15 protein-coding genes and 1 pseudogene are annotated in these 17,822 nt (G+C 61.5%); 9 read left to right on the top strand and 7 right to left on the bottom strand.

From position 1 onward, the window contains the following. Positions 1-171 precede the first annotated feature (171 nt). Together C6558_RS18910 and C6558_RS18905 are read left to right on the top strand one after the other, a co-directional pair. Positions 172-1,545 carry a class II 3-deoxy-7-phosphoheptulonate synthase gene (locus C6558_RS18910; protein WP_025427237.1) on the top strand — a complete coding sequence of 458 codons (1,374 nt, stop codon included), beginning with the start codon at positions 172-174 and terminating at the stop codon, positions 1,543-1,545. A 121-nt stretch (positions 1,546-1,666) separates the two neighbouring features. Next, on the top strand, positions 1,667-2,065 hold the full coding sequence (locus tag C6558_RS18905) for a GFA family protein (protein WP_025427236.1): 399 nt from the start codon (positions 1,667-1,669) through the stop codon (positions 2,063-2,065). Positions 2,066-2,159: 94 nt separating this feature from the next. Here C6558_RS18905 and C6558_RS18900 read toward each other — a convergent pair whose 3' ends face one another. From C6558_RS18900 to C6558_RS18880, 5 genes and pseudogenes are all read right to left on the bottom strand, one after another. Continuing rightward, positions 2,160-3,077, bottom strand: a complete 918-nt coding sequence (locus tag C6558_RS18900; protein WP_025427235.1) for a hypothetical protein — start codon at positions 3,075-3,077, stop codon at positions 2,160-2,162. Positions 3,078-3,272: 195 nt separating this feature from the next. Beyond that, positions 3,273-4,287 (bottom strand): annotated as a pseudogene (locus tag C6558_RS18895) (pilus assembly protein TadG-related protein). Next, a complete protein-coding gene (locus C6558_RS18890; RefSeq protein WP_171520354.1) occupies positions 4,278-4,676 on the bottom strand; it encodes a TadE/TadG family type IV pilus assembly protein in 399 nt (132 codons plus the stop codon). Before C6558_RS18890 ends, C6558_RS18895 begins: the two are co-directional and overlap by 10 nt. 195 nt (positions 4,677-4,871) lie before the next feature. Further along, positions 4,872-5,420 (bottom strand): DUF1003 domain-containing protein, encoded by a 549-nt coding sequence (locus C6558_RS18885; RefSeq protein ID WP_025427232.1) that lies wholly within the window; start codon positions 5,418-5,420, stop codon positions 4,872-4,874. A 257-nt stretch (positions 5,421-5,677) separates the two neighbouring features. After that, complete coding sequence (locus tag C6558_RS18880; RefSeq protein WP_025427231.1) at positions 5,678-7,600, bottom strand: LTA synthase family protein; 1,923 nt, start codon at positions 7,598-7,600, stop codon at positions 5,678-5,680. 269 nt (positions 7,601-7,869) lie between these two features. On the opposite strand from C6558_RS18880, the gene C6558_RS18875 reads away from it, so the two are divergent. The 5 genes from C6558_RS18875 to C6558_RS18850 all read left to right on the top strand — a co-directional run bounded on the left by C6558_RS18875 (position 7,870) and on the right by C6558_RS18850 (position 14,421). Beyond that, positions 7,870-9,552 carry an NAD+ synthase gene (locus C6558_RS18875; RefSeq protein ID WP_025427230.1) on the top strand — a complete coding sequence of 561 codons (1,683 nt, stop codon included), beginning with the start codon at positions 7,870-7,872 and terminating at the stop codon, positions 9,550-9,552. 152 nt (positions 9,553-9,704) lie between these two features. Further along, complete coding sequence (locus C6558_RS18870; protein WP_025427229.1) at positions 9,705-9,890, top strand: hypothetical protein; 186 nt, start codon at positions 9,705-9,707, stop codon at positions 9,888-9,890. 24 nt (positions 9,891-9,914) lie between these two features. Next, positions 9,915-10,742, top strand: a complete 828-nt coding sequence (locus tag C6558_RS18865) for a TolB family protein (RefSeq protein ID WP_025427228.1) — start codon at positions 9,915-9,917, stop codon at positions 10,740-10,742. A gap of 267 nt (positions 10,743-11,009) precedes the next feature. Beyond that, the gene (locus C6558_RS18855; protein ID WP_084814282.1) at positions 11,010-12,743 is read left to right on the top strand and encodes an ankyrin repeat domain-containing protein; all 1,734 of its coding nucleotides are present in this window, start codon (positions 11,010-11,012) and stop codon (positions 12,741-12,743) included. 163 nt (positions 12,744-12,906) lie between these two features. Then, positions 12,907-14,421 (top strand): diguanylate cyclase domain-containing protein, encoded by a 1,515-nt coding sequence (locus C6558_RS18850; protein ID WP_057214310.1) that lies wholly within the window; start codon positions 12,907-12,909, stop codon positions 14,419-14,421. 4 nt (positions 14,422-14,425) lie between these two features. On the opposite strand, the gene C6558_RS18845 is transcribed toward C6558_RS18850, so the two are convergent. Beyond that, positions 14,426-15,097, bottom strand: a complete 672-nt coding sequence (locus C6558_RS18845) for a helix-turn-helix domain-containing protein (protein ID WP_025427225.1) — start codon at positions 15,095-15,097, stop codon at positions 14,426-14,428. 111 nt (positions 15,098-15,208) lie between these two features. Between C6558_RS18845 and C6558_RS18840 the strand changes: the two genes are divergently transcribed. Beyond that, complete coding sequence (locus C6558_RS18840) at positions 15,209-15,697, top strand: 2,4'-dihydroxyacetophenone dioxygenase family protein (RefSeq protein WP_025427224.1); 489 nt, start codon at positions 15,209-15,211, stop codon at positions 15,695-15,697. A gap of 12 nt (positions 15,698-15,709) precedes the next feature. Continuing rightward, positions 15,710-16,675 (top strand): quinone oxidoreductase, encoded by a 966-nt coding sequence (locus C6558_RS18835; RefSeq protein WP_025427223.1) that lies wholly within the window; start codon positions 15,710-15,712, stop codon positions 16,673-16,675. A 34-nt stretch (positions 16,676-16,709) separates the two neighbouring features. On the opposite strand, the gene C6558_RS18830 is transcribed toward C6558_RS18835, so the two are convergent. Beyond that, a complete protein-coding gene (locus C6558_RS18830; protein ID WP_025427222.1) occupies positions 16,710-17,735 on the bottom strand; it encodes a LacI family DNA-binding transcriptional regulator in 1,026 nt (341 codons plus the stop codon). Positions 17,736-17,822 lie beyond the last annotated feature (87 nt).

Here is a 17,822-nt window from a genome sequence, read left to right as displayed (position 1 = left end):
CTATAAGCCCGCATCCGCGAAGTCACCGGCTTCGAGCGGGCGCGAAGGCTTGGCCACGCGCTGAAGCGGGGCGCGCGGACGCAGTGAAATTTCCGAATACCGGGCGGTGTCGAAACCGTCAGGGCGCGACCCGCGCGGACCGACGTCCGCGGCAGACAACAGGTGATCGAAATGGCACAGACTTGGACTCCGAATAGCTGGCGGCAGAAACCCATCCAGCAGGTTCCGGATTATCCGGACCTTGCGGCTCTTGCGGCAACGGAAGCGAAACTCGCGAAGTATCCGCCGCTGGTGTTTGCCGGCGAGGCGCGGCGTCTGAAGACTGCTCTTGCCAATGTTGCCGAAGGCCGCGGCTTCCTGCTGCAGGGCGGCGATTGCGCCGAGAGCTTTGCCGAGCATGGGGCCGACACGATCCGCGACTTCTTCCGCGCGTTCCTGCAGATGGCCGTCGTTCTGACGTTCGGCGCTCAGCAGCCGGTGGTCAAGGTCGGTCGCATCGCTGGCCAGTTCGCCAAGCCGCGCTCCTCCAACATCGAGAAGCAGGGCGACGTCGAGCTGCCGAGCTACCGTGGCGACATCATCAACGGCATCGAGTTCACCGAAGCGGAACGCGTTCCGGATCCGGAACGGCAGATCATGGCCTACCGCCAGTCCGCCGCGACGCTCAACCTGTTGCGCGCTTTTGCGATGGGTGGCTATGCCAACCTCGACAACGTTCATCAGTGGATGCTCGGCTTCGTCAAGGATAGCCCGCAGGCAGAGCGCTACCGCAAGCTCGCCGACCGGATTTCCGAGACGATGGATTTCATGAAGGCGATCGGCATCACCTCTGAAAATCATCCGAGCCTGCGCGAAACCGATTTCTTCACCAGCCACGAGGCGCTGCTGCTCGGCTACGAGCAGGCGCTGACGCGTGTCGATTCCACCTCCGGCGACTGGTATGCGACTTCGGGCCACATGATCTGGATCGGCGACCGTACCCGCCAGCCGGACCACGCCCATATCGAATATTGCCGTGGCATCAAGAACCCGCTTGGCCTCAAGTGTGGCCCGTCGCTGACGGCTGACGGCCTTCTGGAACTGATCGATCTGCTCAACCCGGCCAACGAAGCCGGCCGCCTGACGCTGATTTGCCGCTTCGGCCATGACAAGGTTGCCGAGCACCTGCCGCGCCTCATCCGCGCGGTTGAACGCGAAGGCAAGAAGGTCGTCTGGTCCTGCGATCCGATGCACGGCAACACGATCACGCTCAACAACTATAAGACCCGCCCGTTCGAGCGGATCCTGTCGGAAGTCGAAAGCTTCTTCCAGATCCACCGTGCGGAAGGCTCGCACCCGGGCGGCATTCATATCGAGATGACCGGCAACGACGTTACCGAATGCACCGGCGGCGCCCGTGCGCTTTCGGGTGACGATCTCGCCGATCGCTACCACACCCATTGCGATCCTCGCCTCAATGCGGACCAGGCGCTGGAATTGGCGTTCCTGCTCGCCGAGCGCATGAAGGGCGGCCGCGACGAGAAGAAGCTGGTCGTCAACGGCTGATACTGAGGCATTGCCGCACGGTTCAGATTTTCTGAACCTCGAGCGGTCGCTATGAAATTGACAATGCCGGGCCGGCTCGCGAAGCTGGCCCGGCATTTCTCGTTTCAGGAGGTCGGGGACCATGTCGGATATTCACAGCGGCAGCTGCCTTTGCGCGGCAGTGCGGTTCAAGACGCGGGGCGAACTGCGCGAGTTGATCTTTTGCCATTGCACGCAATGCCGCAAGCAGACGGGCCTCTATTACGCCGCGACCAATGTGCTGGATCGCGACATGGAACTTGAGGGGGCGGAGGACGTGACCTGGTATCGTTCGAGCGATGGCGCGCAGCGTGGTTTTTGCCGCAACTGCGGCTCGGCTCTGTTCTGGAAATCCGATAGCGCCGAATACGTCTCGATCATGGCCGGCGCCTTTGAGAAGCCGACGGATCTCCTACCCGGCTATCACATATTCTGTGCCGACAAGGGCGATTTCTACGACATTAACGACGATCTGCCGAAGTTTGAAGCGGGCCGGTCGTAGGACCGTTCAAGCCACTTCCGGCCGCCAGGCGATGACGCGATCCGTGCGCGCGAACCTCCGGCGACGCCGGGCCGCACTTAGTGAAGGAAATGACCTATTTCGCCAACCGGACTGCACCGTCCGTGGCTCGCTCATAGGCATTGGCCAGGGCCGCGAGCTTTATAGCCTGCCAGCGACAATACTCGTCGACCAGTCCGGCGCTCATCCAAAAGCGTCCACGGGAGCCGTCGTTCGATCGGCCGATGAAACCTGTGTCCTGCGCTTTGGTGAACAGTCTGCGCACGTGCGTGTTGGAGATGGTGTAGTGGTTGGCAAGCTCGGCGAGATTGAGTTCCAGCCAGACCTTTCCGTCCACGGGCGTCAGGCTTTTCGGACGCGCCATGAGGTCATCGAGCAGCAAGCCCCCGCATTCGGTCCAAACGAAGATGGCAACGCCTTCGGGGGGCTCGCTCCAATTCTTGTCGGACAGGAGCATTCGCGCCGCGATCGGCTGCGTGCGTCCAAGGACAGAGGTGTCGGCCTCGACATGTTCCAGACGTCTGCCGCCATCGAGGCGGTCGAGCGTGCCCATTTGGCTCATGAACCAACGCATCATGGCGCTCTCGCTGACTTCCGTCGGCTCAAGTGGGCGAACCTTCTTGTTCGTCCGCTCACCTCTGACATCGCGCAGCAGCTTGTAGGCGAGCAGCTCGGACAGGAATGCGGCTGCCGTGTTCCTGCTTGCGCCGCCGGTCTCGCGCATGAACTTCAACAACCGCGCGGCAGTCACTCCCGAATCGGGGTGAGACGGGTCGCGCTCAAGATGAAGCGCGTAAGCGGCCTGGGTCAGCGTCCATTTCTGGTGGGAGGCGACGAGACGAGCCACACGTGGAAAAATATCATAGACCGCCATCAGATCGCGAGCGCTGATCTGCAGCGTCTCGCGCAGGAGCGGGTTGCGCAGCAATCCGTCCGCCGTGAAGGCGAGCGGTTTCTCCGGTGCAGCATCCCCCTGTTTTGCAACCAACTGCATCTGTCGCGCACGTCTCCCGACGATCTCTCGCATACGCCTCGGGTTCCGATCCCTCGCCACGTGTGCTTCGATACTACTCAACCCATCTGCATGTAGCAGCTCTACCTTGCCCATAACGTGCGAACCCGTCATTTTGTTCGAAAGCATCGGCAATCGATTTTCCGTTGCCAGTCCCTTTGTGCTGTCGCGAGGCTGTTACTGCACCAGTACCGGTGGCTGACATTTGACGCCGGTGACGCGGACATCGGCTTCTCCCACGCGTACCCCCACTAGGAGCAGCAGATTGTAGAGCAGATCGTCCACCGGTTTCGTGACCGCGGCCAAGGTCTGGGCAAGCGCCTGTTGCAGGATAGTCGGGCTGCCGAGCGTCAGGAACAACACCTGAATGTTCAGGTCCAGATTGTTGAGCAGGGTCTTCGTCGTCGACGACAGGATGTCCTTGGTCGAAACGCTCTTGATCGAGCGTGCGGCCACTTCGGCGGGGCTGAAGGTGAGGCGGGACGCTTGAAGGTTCTGCGCCTCGACGTGAGCGATGGCGTCGATCTTGACCGCCAGCGCATCGACGATGCGGGCGCGCTCGACCCGAGCGTCGAAGGAGAAACTCGAAAGCACCTTCGGATTGACGTCACCGACGGCGATCTCAGCGACGCCCGGCACCGCGTCGACGACGACTGCCGCGTTCTCCGGCTTGCCGCCGTAGCAACGGATGTCGGCAAGTTTGGCTTCTGCGTGGGCAAGCTCGACATAGATCGGCAACCGAATGCGCATACCGGCAAGGGCCGCAAGCCCGTCTATGCCCCGCGGCATCCCTGACGAAGCGCTGGCCGGCTGCGACGCCCGGATCGGGGACATACCGTCCACGCGTGACCGTTGCCACGCCGTCGACCTTTTCCGTCCCGACGTCGCCGGGCGGCAGAACCTTGCCATCGACGGTCAACAGGCCGGAGGGCGTCGCAACAGCGAAATTGACATGGTTGTTGGAGAAGTACTTGAGAACAGCCTGCTCGGCGGAGGAGACGTTCGATGCGGCGGCGATGGCAGCAAGATCGACGGTCGACTGCATTTCCTGCTTCTGGACCGTGAGGTAACCGTAGTCGATGCCAAGTCCCATGGAGGCGATCACGAGCGGCATGACGAGAGCGGCGGATATGCCGACGTTGCCACCTCTTGATCGGGCGAGGTGTGCTATTCCCGGCGCTTTCAAACCCATATCAGATACCTCCCAAACGGATCGTAGCGAAGCGCTCGATAAATCGGGAGATCGCCGGCGTCGTACTTGATCCTCACGGTAAACTGGTTGGCGTTACCAGCATCGTCCTTGACGGTGACCGTCATACGGGACGGCTTGATGAAGGCTTGGTCCATGGTCGTGCGCTGGATGTAGTCCGTGGCAAGGCGTTCTCGCTCGCCTTCGGAAAGTCCGGCAATGGCGGTGCGCGCTGCGTCGGCGGCTATCTGCTGAATGGAGTGGGCCGCGCTGAGGTAGATGCCGTAGGCGATCAACGTCAACACACATAGAAAGAATAGAGGGGCGATGATTGCAAATTCAATTGCGGCAGCGCCATCGCGGCTGCCGAACAGGCGCGTTATTTTGGACATATCAGCAACTCCGACCGAACCGTGACTGCTTTTTCTCTGTCCCTGCGCCTTGACGGTGCTCCCCAAGTGTTAATTTTTCGATACGCTAATAGGTTGTTTCAATAGTCAGAAATAGCCTATTGTTGCAAAATACAAATTTGTGATTGAATTAGGAATCTTGCAGATTCTTGCGCGCTTTAGTGGCTTGTCCGGTGTCTATTCATTGTCGGGTATGTGCCGATACTGGGAAAGCTGGCGGTTAAGATTGGCGATGTCGGTCCTCAGCTCGGCGATCTCGCGCAGTAGCACATCGTCCACCTTGTGGTGCAGGGCGATCAACTCGACTTCCGACTTCAGATTGACCTCATAGTCCTTTGCCGCAGCGAAGCGATCGCGCTCGGCCTGCCGGTTCTGGGACATCATGATGACCGGCGCCTGCAGCGCCGCCAGCATCGAAAGCAGCAGGTTGAGGAAGATGAAGGGGTAGGGATCGAAGGCCCCGGTCACCAGCAAGACGGTGTTGATGATCACCCAGACGACGAGAAAGCCGCAAAAGCTGAGAATGAACCCCCAGGAGCCGCCAATCCTGGCAATGGCGTCGGCGAGCCGGTCGCCGACGGACAGCTCGGCGCTGAACGCGGCATTGGTGTCGGTTGCAACGGTGCGTCGTTCCTTGGCGCGGGTCAGGATGCGGCGCTCGATTTCGCCGAGCTCGGCCATCGGTTTGCCGAAGATGTGCTGCGAGAGTTCGTTCAAATGCGGCATGGCTATCTCCGGAAATGGATCGGACGATATCGAAAGCGTTTCGCGCAAAAGTGTGCGGCGGATTTGCGATAACGACACGGGCAAAAAACAAGAGCCTAAAGCGCAGTGAGCGAATCGGAAAGATCGCGACGCGCTTAAGCGCACCACTTCGACGAGGAAATCAACGGGATAGATGAGAAAGTGCACAGAGCCGGGCGGTTTACCGTCCGGCTCTGTTCAGAGGCCAGTGATGTCGCACGAACGTGTGCGGGTGTGGTTTAGAAGCCTGCGGCGTAGAGATCCGCGTGCGACTTGAAGAAGCGGTCGGTCGAGTAGCGCTTGCCGAACATCATGTCGTGCTGGAGGAAGCGATAGTCGCGCAGCAGGGCCGGGACCTTCGGCTGACGAGACCATTCGGCGACATCCTTGCCGTTCTTGCGGATCAGCATGTAGCGGTCGACGACGCGGTACTGGTCGTGCACCTTGCCGAGGAAGCCGGTATAGTAGGGATGCTCGTAGCCGGACTGCTTGAGGATCTGGTAGGAAAGGAAGGCCGGGCTGATCGTGCCGACATTCTTCTTCGGACCCGTCTTGTTCGACCAGACGACGAGCGGAGTTTCGTGCTGCGCCTTCATCTGGTCCTTCGAGCCCTTGCGCTCCGCGGTCACGCCCTTCATGAAACCGGTGTTGGTGTAGACCGTGTTCAACGGCGGCAGGTGGTCGCCGAAGAGCACGATGATGGTTTCGCGGTCACGTTGCTTGGCCCAGTCCATCAGCTTCTTCAGGCTCTCGTCGGCTTCCTTGACGCCCTGGGCGTAGGTTTCAAGCACCTGGCGATCGCTCTCCGGCAGGTTGCCTTCGACCTTGATGGTATTCTTGGCATAGCGGTTCGGCTCATAGGGGCCATGGCCCTGCAGCGTTACCGCGAAGAAGAAGAAGGGGTCATCCATGGCGTCCGCCTGGCGGATGATCTCCTTGGTCAGGGATTCGTCCGAGGCGAAAATGCCGCGCTTCTGCATCGGCGGCATATTCTCCTCCGACTTGAAGGTGTCGAAGCCGAAGGCCTTGTAGACGGCGGTGCGGTTCCAGAACCAGCTCTGGAACGGATGGATGGCACGCGAAACGTAACCCTCGCCACGGAAGAAGGTGGCAAGCGAGGGGATCGGATTGCGGATGTACTGTTGGTACGGAATGCTGCCATAGGGCAGGAAGGCATTCGAAAAGCCGGTCAGCGCTTCGAATTCGACATTGGCCGTCATGCCGCCGAACTCTGGCGAGAACACGTTGCCAGATTGCATTTCGCGGATCGTCGGCATCGGGTCGGGCGAAAGCTTGACGTTCGGCAGACGGGTCGGATCCCAGAAGGATTCGCTCATCAGCACGATGACGTCGGGCTTGCTGCGGTGGGAGGTGCCGGCCGGCAGCGGCTTGACCGGGATGCGATCGATCGCATCGGCCATGTAGCCGGCGGGCGCGTTGACGTTGGCCATCGGCAGATTGATCGCAAACGCCAGCGCAAAGCCGTTGTGACGATAGTTTTCGGTCTGGTCCCACATGATCGGGATGACCTTCAGGCGATCACGGATCCAGGAGAACTGGTTGTAATCCATGATGTGCCAGAAGGCGAAGAGCAGCGGCAGCGCAAAAGCTGCGCGAGCGATGCGCTCGCGGCGTGTCAGCTTGGGGAAGTTGCGCCAGGCGTAACGCAGCAACAGGCCGATGGTTGTAACGGCTGCGATGAGGCCGACAACGATGCCGACGGCCGTCCACGGACGATCCTTGACAAGCACAGGCATCAATTCGAGGATCTGGCGGCCAAAGAGGAAGTCGGTCGGATAGAGCGGGTCGGAGAGAAAGACCTGCTTCTGCTGGCAGATGATGGCCGGTATGATCGCCAGCGGCGCGAGCACCACGGCGGACTTGTGTTCGCGGCCGAAAACGCCATCGATGGCGAGAAGGATCAGGAAGAATGCACCGATGGTGGTCCATGCGGGGCGCGTCGGATCGAGGAAGTAGGCGACCGTGTCGGCCATGGACTGGCGCACGATCAACTCGACTGCAAAAACGAGGGCTGCCGCGATCGACAGCGAGAACAATGCACTGCGTGCGGAGGTCAGCGTCTTGGCGTGCCGCGCGGCAAATCCGGGTCTACCAGCGTAGACTCGTGATCTCCTCGCTACGGCTGAATCGATATTGGCCAACGTCTTCTCCAATTTCATCAATGTGTCGTGTAGCTGTCATACGACTGTCATTTTGAACAGGGGATGAATGACTTGTTCAGGGTGTTTGGAAACAGGTTTTCGTGACGTGAGGACGCGCGAGCCGGCGCCGATAACAAACCGGAAACGCAGAATTTTTTGGAATTTTTCGCTTCGCGGCGATTGGCTGTGGGCATTTTCGCGCGGATTGCGCTAAAGATCGGGGCGAAAGTCAGACGCATTCGTTCGAGAACAGACCGACAGGCCCGCTCATGACCGCTCACAAAGCCGCTCCCACCCTGCTTCGTATCGCAATCGCCCAGCTCAATCCGACCGTCGGCGATATCGCCGGAAACCTGGCGAAAGCGCGTGAGGCGCGCGCCGATGCGGCGCGCCAGGGCGCCGACCTCCTGCTGCTCACCGAGCTCTTCATTTCCGGCTATCCGCCGGAGGATCTGGTTCTCAAGCCTGCTTTTCTCAAGGCCTGTTTACAGGCGGTGGAAAAGTTGGCCGAGGAGACCGCCGACGGCGGCCCGGGCGTCATTATCGGCTTCCCGCGCCTGGCCAAGACCGGGCGCCACAATGCCGTCGCCGTGCTCGATGGCGGCAAGATCATTGCGGTACGCGACAAGGTCGATCTGCCGAATTACGGCGAGTTCGACGAGAAGCGGGTGTTCGACCAGGGCGAGATGCCAGGGCCGGTCAATTTCCGCGGCATTCGCATTGGTATCCCGATCTGCGAGGACATCTGGGGCGATCTTGGTGTGTGCGAGACACTGGCGGAAAGCGGCGCCGAAATCCTGCTGTCACCGAACGGCTCGCCCTATCATCGCGGCAAGGTGGACGTGCGCCATCAGGTCGTGCTCAAGCAGGTGATAGAGACCGGCCTGCCGATGATCTATGCCAACCAGCTCGGCGGTCAGGATGAACTGGTGTTCGACGGCGCGAGCTTCGCCTTCAACACGGACAAGTCGCTCGCCTTCCAGATGAGCCAGTTCGAGGAGGCGCTGTCGATCGTCGAATGGAAAAAGGGCGACAATGGCTGGCACTGTGCCGGCGGCCTGCAATCGCGCCTGCCGGAGCGGGAGGAGGCAGACTATCGCGCCTGCATGCTCGGCTTCCGCGACTACGTCAACAAGAACGGTTTCAAGAACGTCGTGCTCGGCCTGTCCGGCGGCATCGACTCGGCGATCTGCGCAGCACTTGCCGTTGATGCGCTCGGCGAGGAGCGGGTACGCACGATCATGCTGCCTTACCGCTACACCTCGAAGGACTCGCTGAAGGACGCCAAGGATTGCGCCGAAGCGCTCGGCTGCCGCTACGATATCGTGCCGATCGAAGAGCCGGTCGAAGGATTTCTCGGCGCGCTGGCCGATATGTTCGAGGGCACGGAATCGGGCATCACCGAGGAAAACCTGCAGAGCCGCACGCGCGGCACGATCCTGATGGCCGTCTCCAACAAGTTCGGCTCGATGGTGGTCACCACCGGCAACAAGTCGGAAATGTCGGTCGGCTACGCCACGCTCTATGGCGATATGAACGGCGGCTTCAATCCGATCAAGGACCTCTACAAGATGGAGGTCTATGGCATCTCGCGCTGGCGCAACACCACCGTGCCGCCGGGCGCGCTCGGTCCATCCGGCGTGGTCATCCCGCAAAACATCATCGACAAGGCGCCGTCGGCCGAGCTTCGCCCCAACCAGACGGACCAGGATTCACTGCCGCCCTATCCGGTGCTCGATGACATTCTGGAGTGCCTCGTCGAAAAGGAGATGAGCACGGAGGAGATCGTTGCTCGTGGTCATGACGAGACAACGGTACACCGCATCGAACATCTGCTCTATATCGCCGAATACAAGCGCCGACAGTCGGCGCCCGGCGTGAAGATCACCAAGAAGAATTTTGGCCGCGATCGGCGCTATCCAATCACCAACCGGTTCCGCGATCGGGGATAGACGGTGAGCGCATCCCCGAAGGGCGGGACGGCAAGGAAAGCCAGCCGGAGTTCACCGAGGAGGAAATCCGGCTGATCCGGCTGTGGTCGCTGAGCGACGTTTCTGCCGGTGGGCAGCTTTCGGCGCAGATCGCCTGTTTCGCGACGCCGGCCGTGTTCGGTGTCTATGGTCTTGCGACCGGTAGTCTCGTCACCGTCGGCGTCGCCTTCGTCTGCATTCTTCTGCTGCTGGCCTGGGGCTTGGTCTCGACCTGGCAAGACCAGCGCAGCGTCATCTTGATGCGGTCGATCTGCGCCAAAGTCTTGGCGGTGCTGCCACGGGGCGAAGAAAGCAAATAGCTGCGGTTGCGGCAGGAGAAGCGTATGCGCAGTTCCATCGAAACCTATGACATCGTTACCGCCGAGACTCGCGTCGTCTGGCAGACGGAGCGGCTGGTCGAGGCGCCGAATTGGTCTCCGGACGGGCGATATCTCATCATCAATGGCGACGGCCGGCTTTACCGGCTGGCCTTCGACGGCTCGGAGCCGGTCGAGATCGAAACCGGCTTTGCCCATCTCTGCAACAATGACCACGGCATTTCGCCTGATGGCAGCACGATTGCGATCAGCGACAAGACCGAGTTCGGCAAGTCGGCGATCTACCTGCTGCCGGCTTCTGGCGGCACTCCGCGGCTTGTCACCCCCAACCTCCCGTCCTACTGGCACGGCTGGTCGCCGGATGGCGGCGCACTGACCTATTGCGGTATTCGTGATCAGGTCTTCGATATCTATACGATCTCGGTCGAAGGCGGCGAAGAGCGGCGACTGACGCAGGGCGAAGGCCGCAACGACGGGCCGGACTGGTCGCCGGATGGAGCGTGGATCTACTTCAACTCCAGCCGCACTGGCCGCATGCAGATCTGGCGCGTTCGTCCCGACGGCACCGACGTTGAGCGCGTGACCGACAGCCCCTATGGCGACTGGTTCCCGCATCCGTCGCCCGACGGAAGACACCTTCTGGTTCTCTCCTATGACGGCGATGTCTTCGATCATCCGCGGGACCTGAACGTCCGTCTGCGATTGATGGAGATGGATGGCAGCAACGCGCGCGAGCTGTTCGAGCTCTTCGGCGGGCAGGGCACGATGAATGTTCCCAACTGGTCGCCCAAGGGGGATCGCTTTGCTTTCGTTCGCTACGAACCGGAAAGCTGAGAAGCCTACAGCGCCGCGCGTCTTATCAGACGCGCAAAGGTCGCTGTAGCACTTTGAATTGCTGCATGTTTTATCCTTAACTCGGATAGGATTTAAGGAAACATGCAGTGGACAAGAATATCGGCTGCGTGCTAGCGATCGTGTCGTTCGCAGGGCGCACCCGATCCGCGGGAAGGGCCAGACCCACCTGTTTCACTGGACTTGGTTGCCACACCTCTTTTCAGTCTGTGGGCGCGGATACCGGACGTGAATGAAAGGAGGTCTTTCATGATCACGCGCGATCTTTCCGCGAACGCTACCCTCTATTCCATCCGCAAGCAGGCCAAGGCTTTTCACAAAGCCCTGGAGGCTGGCGATGCCGCGGCACGCCAGCGGGCGCTGTCCTATTTCTCCGAGCCGGCCACAATCGGCCTGCAGGATGCCCAACTGGTCATCGCCCGGGAGTTCGGCTTCTCCAGCTGGACCCGATTGAAAACGCATCTCGAACGCGCTCAGGGCGGCAAGCCCGCCACCGAACAGCTTGCCAATCGCTTCCTCGCATTGGCGACCGTGTCCTATTTCGGCGACATCGCTGCGGACCCGGAGCGATATGCCCAGGCGAAAGCCTTGCTCGACGAGCATCCAGAAATTGCCCGTGAGAGCATCCATGTAGCAGCCGCTCTTGGCGATGGCGACGCCATCGACCGTTGGCTCGACACGGATCCGAAACTCTCCGGCAAGCGTGGTGGGCCTTACGATTGGGAGCCTCTGCTCTACGCGGCCTATGCCCGCGTTCCCGGCAGATCTTCCCTTGCAGCGGCTGAACGGCTCATTGCGTGTGGCGCCGATGCCAATGCCTTCTGGATGGACGACGGGCAATATCGTTTTACCGCGCTGACGGGCGTCTTCGGCCAGGGCGAGGCGGGCAAAGAGCGTCAGCCAGAACATCCGGATTGCGTCGCCTTTGCCGAACTCCTGCTTAAGGCCGGCGCTACGGCCAATGATAGCCAGGCGCTCTATAACCGCATGTTCGAGCCCGATAACACCTGCATCGGTCTTTTGTTGCGGTATGGGCTAAGCGCAAAGGACAGGAACAACTGGCTTGTCCGCGAAGACGGTCAGTTGATCGAGAACAGCGAAAGGGTCTTCGACTATCAACTTGCCTGGGCGCTGGAAAAGAAGATGACGGACCGTGTGCGGCTGCTGGTCGAGCATGGGGCCGACGTAAACCGCGTCGTGAAAGGTCGCACGCCCTACCAATGGGCCGAGCTCGGCGGTGATCCGACCCTTGCCGGCTATCTGGTGGCCCATGGCGCCACGGTCGCGGAACTCACCGATGTCGATCGCCTCGCGCGGGCGATCGGTGAGGGAAATGCGACGGCGGCAAAGGCGCTGGCAGCCGGGGATGCGGCGCTTGTTTCGCGCACGCAGGCGGCCCATCCGGCGATCCTGCATGAGGCTGCGGGTGAAGCCCAGCCGGCCCAGGTGGCGCTGATGCTGTCGCTCGGCTTCGACGTCAACCGCATGACGTCGCGCACACCGCTGCACGAGGCGGCATTGCACGGGCATATCGAGATGGCGAAGCTGCTGATCGCGCATGGTGCCAACACCATGGCGCGCGACCCGTATCATCACGCACCGCCGATCGGCTGGGCCGAATACAACGGCAAGGCCGATATGGTGCGCTTCCTCGAGACACAGCCGCTCGACCTGTTTGCGGCCGCTGCCTTCGACAAGGGAGAGCGGGTGCTCGAGATCGTCAATGAAAAGCCGGAGTTGCTCGACATCCCCTTCGGTCAGTTCCGTGGGCGTGGGCGGCCAAACCCGCAGAGCGACTGGATGACGCCGCTCGCTATCGCTGTCGTCAACAGGAGGCCATCCGTGGTGAAGCTGTTGCTCGAAAAAGGCGCGAACGCCAACCTGCGTGATGGTACTGGTACGAGGTCGATCCGCGACCTGGCGCGCGACGAAGGCGACGACGAAATCGTCTCCTTGTTGCGTCCGGCTGTGCAGTCCAACTAACAGTCGCACGACTGGTGATTGTCGGCTTTACTAGGCGGTTGAAGTCTTTAAGGCTTTCAAATACCAGCTTGCTTAAACTAAATTTCTGCTTTGATCTTTAGGGTGGCGTCTGACCGGTGCCACCCCTCGCCTTTGACGGCTGGTCCGGTGAGGGGGCGCTGGCGTGATCGAGCAAAAGTTTCGGCAACCGAAGCGCAACAGGGCGGTGTGGGCGATCCATGCGGCCTGTACCCTGGTCGCGATCCTGACGATCGCCAGCCTCATCTTCGTTCTCAACCGCTCCGTCGTCGAGGCCGATCGCTTCGGTCTTTCGGCGGAACGCCGGCTGGTGGCAAACGAATTGCGGCACCAGATGGAAGCCGCCGTCCAGTTTCAGGCCCAGGTTTCCTTCTGGAATGCGACCTATGCGGAACTTGCGGCCGGACGGCTGAGCGATACCTTTGTGGCCCCGGAATTGGCGGGTTGGCTGTGGGAGGACTACGGCTTTTCCTGGCTGATCGTCAGCGATGCCGACGGGCATGTCTCGACCGCGGTGAAGGATGGGCTGGTCGTGCCGGCGGAGGCGGCCGATGCCCCGCTTCACGACGTCGAAGATCTGCTCGACGAAGCCCGACGCCGCTACGACAACGCGTTGAGAAACAACAACGGCACCTATACGCTCGATATCCCCCAGCCTGATCGGCAATCGGTCACGCCGATCGTGCCCGGCATTCATGCCGTGGATATGCGCCAGATCGAGGGCCAGATGAGCATAGCCGTCGTTCAGGCCGTCATCCCGGAAACGCTGCAGCTGCCGGCCGAACGCCGCAAGCCGGTGTTCATGGTTTCGGTTCGCCCGCTGACGGCGCGGTCGCTGCGCGAAATCGAGGCAAAGCTTGGCGTAACCGGCCTCGCTTTCGTGCCATTGTCACAGCGGCCGGCCGACGGCGTGCACGTCTCCGCCGGTCGCTGCGCTGATGTCTCATGCCTTGTCGTCGCCTGGACGCCCAAATCGCCCGGCGGCTTCGTCCGCGCGGAAATCCTGCCGAGCGTCATCGTCATCGCGATCGCGGCTACCCTGCTGATGGCGTTTGTGGCCCTCAGGTTCTCCTCCGTCTTTTCCGCCCTGCAGCAGAGCGAGGCGCGAAACCGCCACATGGCGAAACACGATCGTCTCACCGGGCTGCTCAATCGCAGCGGCTTCGACGAAGTGCTCGCTGCGGCCCTGCTCGACGTCAAAAAACGTCCATTCGCGCTGATCTTTGCCGATCTCGACGAGTTCAAGGCCGTCAACGATGAGCACGGCCATGCGGCGGGTGACGCAGTCTTGGTGACGATGGCCGAACGTTACCGCCTGCGGGTTGGTGCGCGCGGAACTGTTGCCCGCCTTGGCGGCGATGAATTTGCCGTCATCCTGCGGTCAACCGGCAAGGATGCGTCCGAACTTGCCACCGGTCTCGTCAACGATGCGCAGACGCCAATCGAGTTCGAGGGGCAGGTGCTGCGTATCGGCGGTAGCATTGGTGTGGCCTTTGCGCCGAGGCATGGCCGTACTGCTCGGTCGTTGCTGGCTGTAGCCGACGAGGCGCTCTATCTGGCCAAGCGACGGGGACGCAACCGCGTCCAGACGGCCGACGACCTTTCGACGGAAAACAACGATGCGCCGGACGATGAGGCTGACAGGCGCCATACCGGCTGAGCTGTCAGGCCGACGCCGTTCCATCGGCATGGTCATCGTCTGAACGGCTGAAGCGCCCGCCAAGCGGAGCGGTCACCCACAACAGCCGGGCATCGTTGTCGCTGGTCGATATGCAGGCGTGGCCAAGGCGCGCATCGAAGTAGACGGCGTCGCCGGATTTCAGCACGGCTGGCGCGTAGTGTTCGGTGTAGAGCGTGATATCGCCTTCGAGAACATACATGAAGTCCTCGTCGTCATGCCGGTCCCAATCCGGGAACTGGTCGAGCGATCGTGCTCTGACCAGAACCTCCACCGCCATGAAGGCGGTGTTGCGGACCTCTTCCATCAACAGCCGCAGACCATAGTTCGGCGTTTCGTGGCGGGTACCATCGTCCTGTCGGGTGATGCTGCGCCGACCGGCAGGCGGGCTTGCCTCGCCGGAGGCGAGAAAACTCAGGAGGTCGAGCGAGAATCCAGCTGCCAACTTCTGCATGGCGTGGAACGTCGGTGACATCTCGTTGCGCTCAATCTTCGACAGGGCCGAACGCGACAGGCCGATATGCTGGCTCGCCTCTTCTAGTGTCCAGTCGCGCGCGATTCTGAGCTCCTTGACCCTTGCACCGAGTTCGGCCGGACGCTCCTCAGTCGTGCGCAATCTCTGTTCGGCGGGGCGGCGGGTGATGGTCAGCTTCGGCATGGCGTCTCCTCGCGCAACAGATAGAGGCAAAATCGACGATTCTCAATTCTGTTGACGAAATCCACTATAGTAGATAATTCCCAATTGTTGAAGTTAACGGGAGGATGGACTGTGATCAACATTGCCGAAAGCAGATATGGAGTAGACGAGCTGCTCGTTGCCGATGCGGAGGCCGACGAGCGGCGATGGCTGCCATTTGGCGACAGTGCCTTTTCCTTGCCCTTGCTGTTTGACGTGCGCGGCGGGAGCTGGGTCAGCCTCTTCAAGGCGAAGGGAGCCGGCACGATCGAGCGGCATCGCCATTCCAATCCGGTTACCGGTTGGACGCTCGAGGGCACTTGGGGGTATCGTGAGCGCGACTGGATAGCACGACGCGGCACCTTCATCTTCGAGCCGGCGGGAGACATTCATACGCTCTACGTGCATCCGGAGGCCGGGCATATGAAGGCGCTGTTCCATGTGTTCGGCCCCCTGGTCTATCTCGACGAGGACGGCAACGCCGAAGGGTATGACGATGTGCTCGTCAGGCTCGATCGGTATGCGGCACACTGTAAGTCCGTCGGGCTCGGCGACGAATTCGTCCGTACGCTCATCCGATAGGGGGAAGTGATCATGCATGCATTGGTGTTCGACTCGTTCGGTGGGCCCGAGGTGCTGAGCTACCGCGAGGTTGCCGACCCGGCCGTGCCGCCCGGCCACATCCAGCTCGCCATGCGGGCGATCGGGCTGAACTTCGCCGATATCTACCGGCGCAAGGGCAATTATGTGCTCGCCGGCAAGGCACCCTTTATTGCCGGCTATGAAGGGGCCGGTGAGGTCATCGCGGTCGGTGAAGGCGTTGAAGGCATCGCCCTCGGCGACAGGATAGGGTTTGCCGACGTGCCGTTTGCCAATGCAACGCGGGTGACCGTGCCTTTGGAGCGGGCGATTCCGCTTCCTGTTGATATCGGCTTCGAGGCGGCGGCAGCGCTCCTGCTGCAGGGGCTGACGGCGCAGTATCTGGTTGAGGACAGCTATAGCGTCCGGGCCGGTGACACGGTTCTTGTCCAGGCGGCAGGCGGTGGCGTTGGGCAATTGCTGATCCGGCTCGCCATCGCGCGGGGCGCAAGCGTCATCGCCATGGCCTCGACGCTGGAAAAGCAGGCCCTTGCCAAGGCCGCCGGTGCTGCCCATGCGCTCGGATATGACGAGGGCTGGCCGGACAAGGTGCGCACCTTGAGCGCCGGTGGGGTCAATGTCGCCTATGATTCGGTCGGCATAACCTTGCTCGACAGTCTCTCGGCGGTGCGCTCGCGCGGCACGCTGGTGACATTCGGCATGGCGGGTGGGCCGGCGCCGCTGGTCGATCCGCGCTATCTCATGGAAAATTCGAAAACCGTCGTTGGCGGCGATCTCTGGGATTTTCTGACAGACCGGCAGCAACGGCTAAGCCGGGCAGAGCGTCTGTTCCAGGCCCTGCGCGCTGGTATCATCGAACGTCCGCGCATCGAGACCTTCGCACTGTCGGACGGTGCGGCAGCCCATGCGCGGCTCGAAGACCGCAGCTTTTCCGGAAAGATCGTGCTTTTGCCGGAGTGAGAGACCGGCCCCGTGTCGTCGCGGGGCCCGCCTTTCAAATGATGGGCACGTTGTAGGGTGTAATCACCTCGACGGCCGACAGTCGGCTTCCGCCCAGCTTTTGCCCGGCGCCGCTCCGTCGTGCGAGAATAGCGCGAAAAGTCATGCGGGCGTCGCTGCGCAAGTCATGATGCAGGACGAAATGGATCCGGCGTTGGCGCAGCAGCGCCAGATTGTCCTGGTCGAGGTCATGAGCGATGAACAGGCTGCAGTCGCGGCCGAGGCGCTCGAAGGCGGCCAGCACGGCGCGGTTGCCGCCGCCGATCGAATAGGCGGCATTGATGTCGGCGTCTGTCGCAAGCGCTCTTGCTGCAAGAACACCGGTTTCGGCGTCCTTGCCGTAGCCTTCGCTGATCTCGACGATGCGGATCGCCGGATAGTGCTCGCGGAGCACCCGGCGAAAGCCGATTTCGCGTTCCTCCTCGCCACGAAAACGGCTGCTCGAAATCGTCACGAGCACGGTTGCTGCCTGCCCGGCGAACCGTTCGCCCACGAGATAGGCCGCCGTCTCGCCGGCCGCGCGGTTGTCGGCCCCGGCATAGGCGGTGCGCGCCGAGTTCGGCAGATCGGTGACAAGCGCGACGACCGCAATTCCCGCCTGTTCGAGGCGGGCGACGGCGCCAACGATTTCGGGCACATCAGGTGCCTTCAACACGACGCCGTCGGTCCCACGCAGGCGGACGCGGTCGAGCAGCTGCGCGATGTCGTGCGGCCGCATGATCTCGGCAAAATGGAACCGGCAGCGAAACGTGGTCGGCATGAAGGTCGGCGCCTCGGTTTCGAACGCCTGCCTGACCGCCTCGGTGAAGCGCTCCGGCGCCTCCATCACGATATCGATCGCGCGCTTCTGGCCTTGCATCTCCGATCCCGATTGCTGCTTCTCCAGCTCGCGGATGGCGGCTCGCACGCGGGCTGCCGTCTGCCGGCGCACGCCGGGACGTTCATTCAGGACGCGGTCGACGGTCGCGGTGCTGAGTCCCGCCTGAAAGGCGATATCCTTGACCAGAAACGGATGTGCCAACGACGAACTCTCCTGATGGTTTTTTGATGGATTCCTGCTCTATATCACGATCTCACGCCGCCTATAGTCGGGACATCGAAAGTTTCT

This window comes from Ensifer sp. NM-2 (assembly GCF_003024455.1).
Taxonomy (GTDB): domain Bacteria; phylum Pseudomonadota; class Alphaproteobacteria; order Rhizobiales; family Rhizobiaceae; genus Ensifer; species Ensifer canadensis.
The sequence above is the reverse complement of the archived record's forward strand: the minus strand, read 5'-3'. Positions and strand labels throughout refer to the sequence as shown.